The organism is Neisseria sp. P0009.S007 (assembly GCF_051962515.1).
Window position 1 is genome coordinate 1 of record NZ_JBQCVF010000112.1, and the last position, 6,683, is coordinate 6,683.

Genomic DNA, 6,683 nt, shown 5'->3' on the forward strand with positions numbered 1-6,683 from the left:
ACTGATTAAGCCAAGAAAAGTTTATAAGCCGGATTATCGGTTTCTTCTTTATAAACATAACCCAAGCTCTCCAAGAAGTCGGCAAAGGCTTCATTGTCGCTTTCAGGTACATCGATACCGACCAAAATACGGCCGTAGTCCGCACCATGATTGCGATAATGGAACAAAGTAATATTCCATTCGGCGCGCATATGGTTCAAGAAGCGGGACAATGCGCCGGGACGCTCCGGAAATTCAAAGCTGACCAAGCGTTCGCTGGATACTTTTTCCGTACGTCCGCCGACCATGTAACGGATATGGATTTTGGCGATTTCGTCATTGGTCAGATCGACATTGGGCAAACCTGCGTCAGCCAGTTGTTTGCTGATGACGGCCAAGTCTTGCGCACCGGCGGTTTGCAAGCCGACAAAAATATGCGCATTTTTATCGCTGCCGTAGCGATAGTTGAACTCAGTAATGTTCCGGCTTCCCAGCAAATTGATAAACTTCAGGAAGCTGCCCTTTTCTTCGGGAATGGTAACGGCGAAAATACCTTCGTTGCCCTCGCCCAGCTCACTGCGCTCCGAAACGTGGCGTAAGCGGTGGAAGTTCATATTGGCGCCACTGGTGACGGCAACCAAATTTTGACCTTGGATATTGTTTTTCGCAACGTAAGCCTTCAGGCCGGCAAGAGCCAATGCGCCCGCAGGCTCAGTAATGCTACGCGTATCGTCAAAAATATCTTTAATCGCGCCGCACAACATATCCGTATTGACCGTAATAATTTCGTCCAACAGCTCTTTACACAGGCGGAAGGTTTCCTCGCCCACCACTTTAACCGCCGTGCCGTCTGAAAACAGGCCGACATCTTTCAAATGTACGATTTTCCCTGCCTCAACCGATTGCTTCATACAGCAAGAATCATCAGTTTGCACGCCAATCACTTTAATTTCAGGACAAACTTGTTTGATAAACGCCGCTACGCCTGCTGCCAAGCCGCCTCCACCAATCGGAACAAAAATCGCATTGATATTGCGGTGTTGACGGAGGATTTCCATGCCGATGGTTCCCTGGCCGGCAATCACATCCGGATCATCAAAAGGCGCAATATAAGTCAGCTTTTCCTTTTCGGCCAACTCCATCGCATAATCATAGGCATCATTGTAAGACACGCCTTTCAATACCACTTCGCCGCCACGGCTCTTTACCGCGTCAATTTTGATTTTAGGCGTTGTTTCCGGCATCACGATGACGGCGCGGCAACCCAAATACTGCGCCGATAAAGCCACACCCTGCGCATGGTTGCCCGCGCTGGCAGCAATCACGCCGCAATCCAAAGCTTCTTTCGGCAGCTTCGCCATTTTGTTGTACGCACCGCGGATTTTGAACGAAAACACCGGCTGCAAATCTTCACGTTTGAGCAAAACCTGATTGTTCAGACGGCCTGACAGACTGCGTGCCAAATCCAAAGGCGTTTCTACGGCTACATCATAAACGGAAGCGGTCAAAATACGGGTCAGATAATCGGAAAGAGGAAGAGGATGGTTCATGGTATTCAGTGTTCGAAAATAAATTGTCATTCGGCCGAATCGGCCTGAGGAAAAAGTTAAAACCATACCCCTGAGGCCGTCTGAAGGCAAGAAAAATCTTAGCAAAGCCTGAATGAAACGGTATAATGTCCGCTTACTATCTATTTAGTATGCCAAACTGTTTACTCGATAACAGTATCCACCCATATTCAAATTTACAAACAATGATGAAAAAAACGCTACTTAGCTTAATTTTTGCTGCCCTCCTGAATACCCACGCCCTTGCCGCCGACCCGGTTGCCTCCGCACCTGCCGTACAAGGCGAGGCACAGCCGCAGCCATTGTTGCACAGCATCAACAGTCCGACAACGCCTCCGGAAATCGCGGCAACCGCCTACATCGTTACCGACCTGCACAGCAAGCAAACCTTGGCATCCAACAATGCCGACGCGCCTATCGAACCTGCCGCGTTGACGCAAATGATGACTGCCTACCTTGCCTTTAAAGCATTAGAAAACGGTACACTTGAAGCAAGCCAAATGCTGACCGTTTCCAATGCCGCATGGAAAGTCGAAGGTTCGCGTATGTTCCTCGACCCAAAAGTGCCTGTCAGCGTCAGCTCCTTAATTAAGGGGACAACCATCCAATCGGCCAACGATGCCGCCATCACCCTTGCAGAAGCCATCGGTAACGGCTCTATCGATGAATTCGTCAAACAAATGAATGAAGAAGCCAAACGCTTGGGCATGAAGCACACCCACTTCAACAACCCGACCGGCATTTCTTCTAACGGCCATGTTTCAACCGTTGGCGACTTGGCCATTTTGGCAGCCGCGCTGATCAACGACTATCCGAAATACTATCCTTTGTTTGCAAATAAATCTTTCAAATACAATAATATCGAGCAGCCCAACCGCAATCTTCTGCTCTATCGCGACAGCAGTATCGACGGTTTGAAAACCGGCTATTCTGAAGGCGCAGGCTATCATCTTGCTGCTTCCAGCAAACGTAACAACCGCCGTATTGTTTCCATCCTTGCCGGTGCCGAATCCACCGAAGCGCGCGCAAGCGAAAGCAGCAAACTGCTCAACTGGTCATTGCAGGCATTTGATACGCCTAAACTTTACAACGGCGGAGAAGTGATTTCCCAAGTCAAAGTTTACAAAGGCAGCACCAAAGCCGTAGACATCGGTTTCTTGGACGATGTTTACATTACCATTCCCCACGATACCGGCAAAAACGTCAAACCAATCTTAGAAACGCTTCAGCCCGTCCTCGCCCCGATTGAAAAAGGTCAAGTATTGGGCAAACTGAAAGTCATGAAAGACGGCAAAATCATTGCCGAAAAAGACGTCGTCGCCCTAACCGGCGTGGAAGAAGGCAGCTGGTTGCGCCGTATGTGGGACGCGATTGTGTTGTGGTTTAAAGGTTTATTCAGTTAAACAATCAACCATAACAAAATAAGCCACAAAAAGGCCGTCTGAAACCTGTTTGCCAGATTTCAGACGGCCTTTATTCAGCCTAAAAGACAGCTAATTAGATAATTCCAGCGTTGGCGGTAGATGCTGTGTCATCGTGAACATCAACCGTATCGACAGACGAGTAGCTCATGCGGTCAGTATGCGTATTGACGTCTGACAAATTACTGATATTGTCATTACCTGACAACCTACCCATCAACTCTTGCAGGCTCAATGTGCCTTCATCGAAACGGAAGGTATCAATCACGGCATTGTTAGTGTTACCGGAAACGAATTGGTCATTGATGGTAATGCTGTCCCCTTCTGATCCCTTAACGGTAATTTTCCAATCGATATTGCCTCGAACATCAGTGATGGCATCAATATGCAGGTCATTAACAGAGATATTTTGGCCAAATTGCAGTGCATTATGTTCGCCCACATTATCGGTAATCGTATCCTTACCTTCTCCAAGGCTGAAAACATAAGTATCGGCACCCTTACCGCCTACCAAGTAATCGGTTCCTTGTCCGCCAAATAAAACATCGTTGCCATCGCCGCCATTCAAACGGTCATTGCCACTTTCACCCCATAAAGTATCGTTGCCGTTACCTCCATGTATAGAATCATTACCCATACCGCCATTGAGACGATCGTTTCCATCATAGCCAAAAATAATGTCATTACCTGAATCACCGTTAATCGTATCATTGCCCAAACCGCCTCTGATACGGTCATTGCCATCGCCGCCGCTGACAAGAGCATGGCTGCTGTCTGTAATTGTGATGATATTATCAGCACCTAAATGATTCGCAGCTTGGGTAAGACTGTGATCATCTATTTCCGCTACATTTTTTGCAGAAGTATTTTCTGCTACCGAAAGGCTATGATTATTTTCGATGGTTAATGTAGTCTCGTTTACAGGCTCCGGAATATTGCCTTCTTTAGGATTACGGGTTTTGGTAATCTCTTGGTCGGAAAGATTATTCACAATAGTGTTATTTTCAATTTTGATATTGTTGAGTTCTCCCAAAATATCTTTTTCGGGAGTAGCATAATCCCTGCCTTCTTCCAAATCGATAGAACCTTTAACACGACCATATGTGTCGGCATTAGTCCCGTTGTTTACCAGTAAGTTATCGTGAACGGAAATACCCGTATCATTGAAATCAAAATTATGGCTGTTTTTGAATACAGTGTTTAAGCGTACGCCACCCCAATTGGCATTATCTTTGATAAGGTTATTGGCTACTTCATGACCTTTGCCGCCAAAGATACCAATACCTGCCGCACGCCAGCCTAATTCAACGGTATTGTTTAAAAAGTGGTTATTTTCAGCAACATGGGCATTGGTATTCTCATGATGACTTGACCATGTTGCTAAGCCATCATCACCATTGCCGCGGATATTGGAATTGATAACGGTAGAATTACTGGTACCTTGCGCAAAGTTAACGCCGTCTGCAAAGTTGTTGCGAATAATGGCATTGGAGATAGTCAAACCATCAGTGTAATTTAAAGGTTTGTTTTTAGAATAATCCCCAATCCATACACCTACTTCAAAATGTTCAATTTTGATATCGTGAATAGAAGAGCCAGTACCTAAAGTGCCGGATATCCCTTTATAATTGGCTTTCTCATCATGTCTTGAATTTAGATTTGAATCCATAGAGAGATTGCCCAAATCTATATCTTTACTACCGGGTTCAAAAGTAATACCACCGCCACCGCTCGCATAACCCTTATCATCGTATTTAGCAGCTTCTGTATTCAAAAAATGTAACTTAGTGTGCCATTGCCCTGCACCGGTAATCTTAATACCATCAGGAACATAAAGAGAAATCGGTCGTGAAAAATCAAATTGACCTTCAGGAATGTAAACAGATTTTTTAGACGCTTTGGCAGATTCAATCGCAGCCATAAATGCTTGGTAATCATCCGAGCCGTCATTGGCAATTGCGCCGAAATCAGTAATGCTGACACTGTTTTCAGGCTGTCTAATGGCATCCGATGCCTTTTCCAAATCAATCAAGTCAATGCCTACGGGCGTGCTGTCGAGATTAGTGATGGTAACTGTATCTCCTTTATTGATATGGGCATCTTTAAATAATTGGCTGACTTCGTCAAATTGGAAGCGGGCAAGCCTATCTGCCGCAGGCGTATCATGAACTTTAATATCGTCATTCGGATGATATGTATAGTTATCCAAATATTGCCAGTTAGATTTGGAAGACAAATCCAAAGTACCGATCACTGTATTATTGACTTTGACTTCAACTTTACCGCTTTCACCGTCAGGAACGGTATAACGGATGGTTACGGCATTGGCATCTGCTTGTGCAATAAATGACACAGATGCATTAGTAGGCAAATCAACATATGCCTGACCGCTTGCTTCACGGGCAGTTGCGCGTTCTGCCTCTGAAGAAGAGGCATTTTTAACAACGCCGTTTTTCAGTTCACTTTGTTCTGCCTCATAAGTCGTATAGCCAAGTTTGGCACCATATTGAGAGGCATTGGGTACTGCTGTTTTAATGTTTACCATTTAATATATTCCTTCAAAAATATCGTAATATTGAATTATTCTTTTGTAAAAGGCTTTTATTAGTCATAATTTTGGCATAAAAGTTCAATATACTATTGTTTAATTTTGAAAAGAAAATGCCGTCTGAAAATATAGAAATTTTCAGACGGCATCTCAATGCCTTATTAGATTGTTGGTAAAGATTTAAACAAAACCTTTTTTCTCCAGATAGCTTTCGTAATCGCCCAAGTAGTGTTCATATCCGCCTTTGCCATCCAATTCGATGATTTGGGTAGCCAATGAAGATACAAACTGACGGTCGTGCGAGACAAAAATCAGCGTGCCGTTGTATTTTTCCAGCGCCATGTTCAAGGATTCGATGCTTTCCATATCCATGTGGTTGGTCGGTTCGTCCATAACCAAGACATTGGGTTTCAACAGCAACAGTTTGCCGTAAAGCATACGGCCTTTTTCACCACCGGAGAGAACCTTCACTTTTTTCACGACATCGTTGCTGCCGAAAAGCAAGCGGCCCAAAGTTCCGCGGATGATTTGTTCGTCATCGCCTTCCTGGCCCCATTGGCGCATCCATTCAGTCAAATCCATATCAACGTCGAAGTCGTTTTCATGGTCTTGCGGATAGTAACCGACACTGGCTTTTTCCGCCCATTTGATGGTGCCTTCGTCCGGCAACAGGTCGTCTGAATATTCGGGGTTGTATGCACCTGCCAAGAGTTTCAGCAAGGTAGATTTACCCGCGCCGTTCGGGCCGATGATGGCAAGGCGTTGGCCTGCTTCAAGGATGAAGTTCAGGTTTTTAAACAACTGGGTTTCAAAGCGTTTGGCCAGTTTTTCAACTTCCACAGCCTGACGGTGCAACTTGGCTTTTTCGTCGGCTTCAAAACGGATATATGGGTTTTGACGGGTAGAAGGTTTGACTTCGACCATTTCCGATTTGATTTTGTCTGCCTGTTTCAGACGGCTGGTTGCCTGACGGGCTTTGGATTTGTTGGCAGAGAAGCGTGCGACAAACTCTTGCAGCTCTTGCAGCTTCTCTTTGGCTTTGGCGTTGTCTTTCAGGGCGCGCTCACGCGACTGGGCAGAAGCGAGCATATAGTCGTCGTAGTTGCCCGGATAGATGGTGATGGTGTTGTAGTCCAAATCCGCCATGTGTGTGCAGACTTCGTTCAA

4 protein-coding genes are annotated in these 6,683 nt (G+C 45.5%); 1 reads left to right on the forward strand and 3 read right to left on the reverse strand.

The window, feature by feature from the left end:
- Positions 1-5: 5 nt before the first annotated feature.
- Positions 6-1,529, reverse strand: a complete 1,524-nt coding sequence (gene ilvA / locus ACTHS3_RS09610) for a threonine ammonia-lyase, biosynthetic (RefSeq protein WP_004520573.1) — start codon at positions 1,527-1,529, stop codon at positions 6-8.
- Positions 1,530-1,732: 203 nt separating this feature from the next.
- Between ilvA and ACTHS3_RS09615 the strand changes: the two genes are divergently transcribed.
- Positions 1,733-2,950 carry a D-alanyl-D-alanine carboxypeptidase family protein gene (locus ACTHS3_RS09615; protein ID WP_004520574.1) on the forward strand — a complete coding sequence of 406 codons (1,218 nt, stop codon included), beginning with the start codon at positions 1,733-1,735 and terminating at the stop codon, positions 2,948-2,950.
- 94 nt (positions 2,951-3,044) lie between these two features.
- On the opposite strand, the gene ACTHS3_RS09620 is transcribed toward ACTHS3_RS09615, so the two are convergent.
- Together ACTHS3_RS09620 and ACTHS3_RS09625 are read right to left on the reverse strand one after the other, a co-directional pair.
- Positions 3,045-5,513: a calcium-binding protein gene (locus tag ACTHS3_RS09620; protein WP_070625297.1), complete on the reverse strand. Its 2,469-nt coding sequence runs from the start codon at positions 5,511-5,513 to the stop codon at positions 3,045-3,047.
- Between the two features lie 183 nt (positions 5,514-5,696).
- Positions 5,697-6,683: ATP-binding cassette domain-containing protein (locus tag ACTHS3_RS09625; protein ID WP_440367831.1), on the reverse strand; the 987-nt coding region annotated here is incomplete at its 5' end.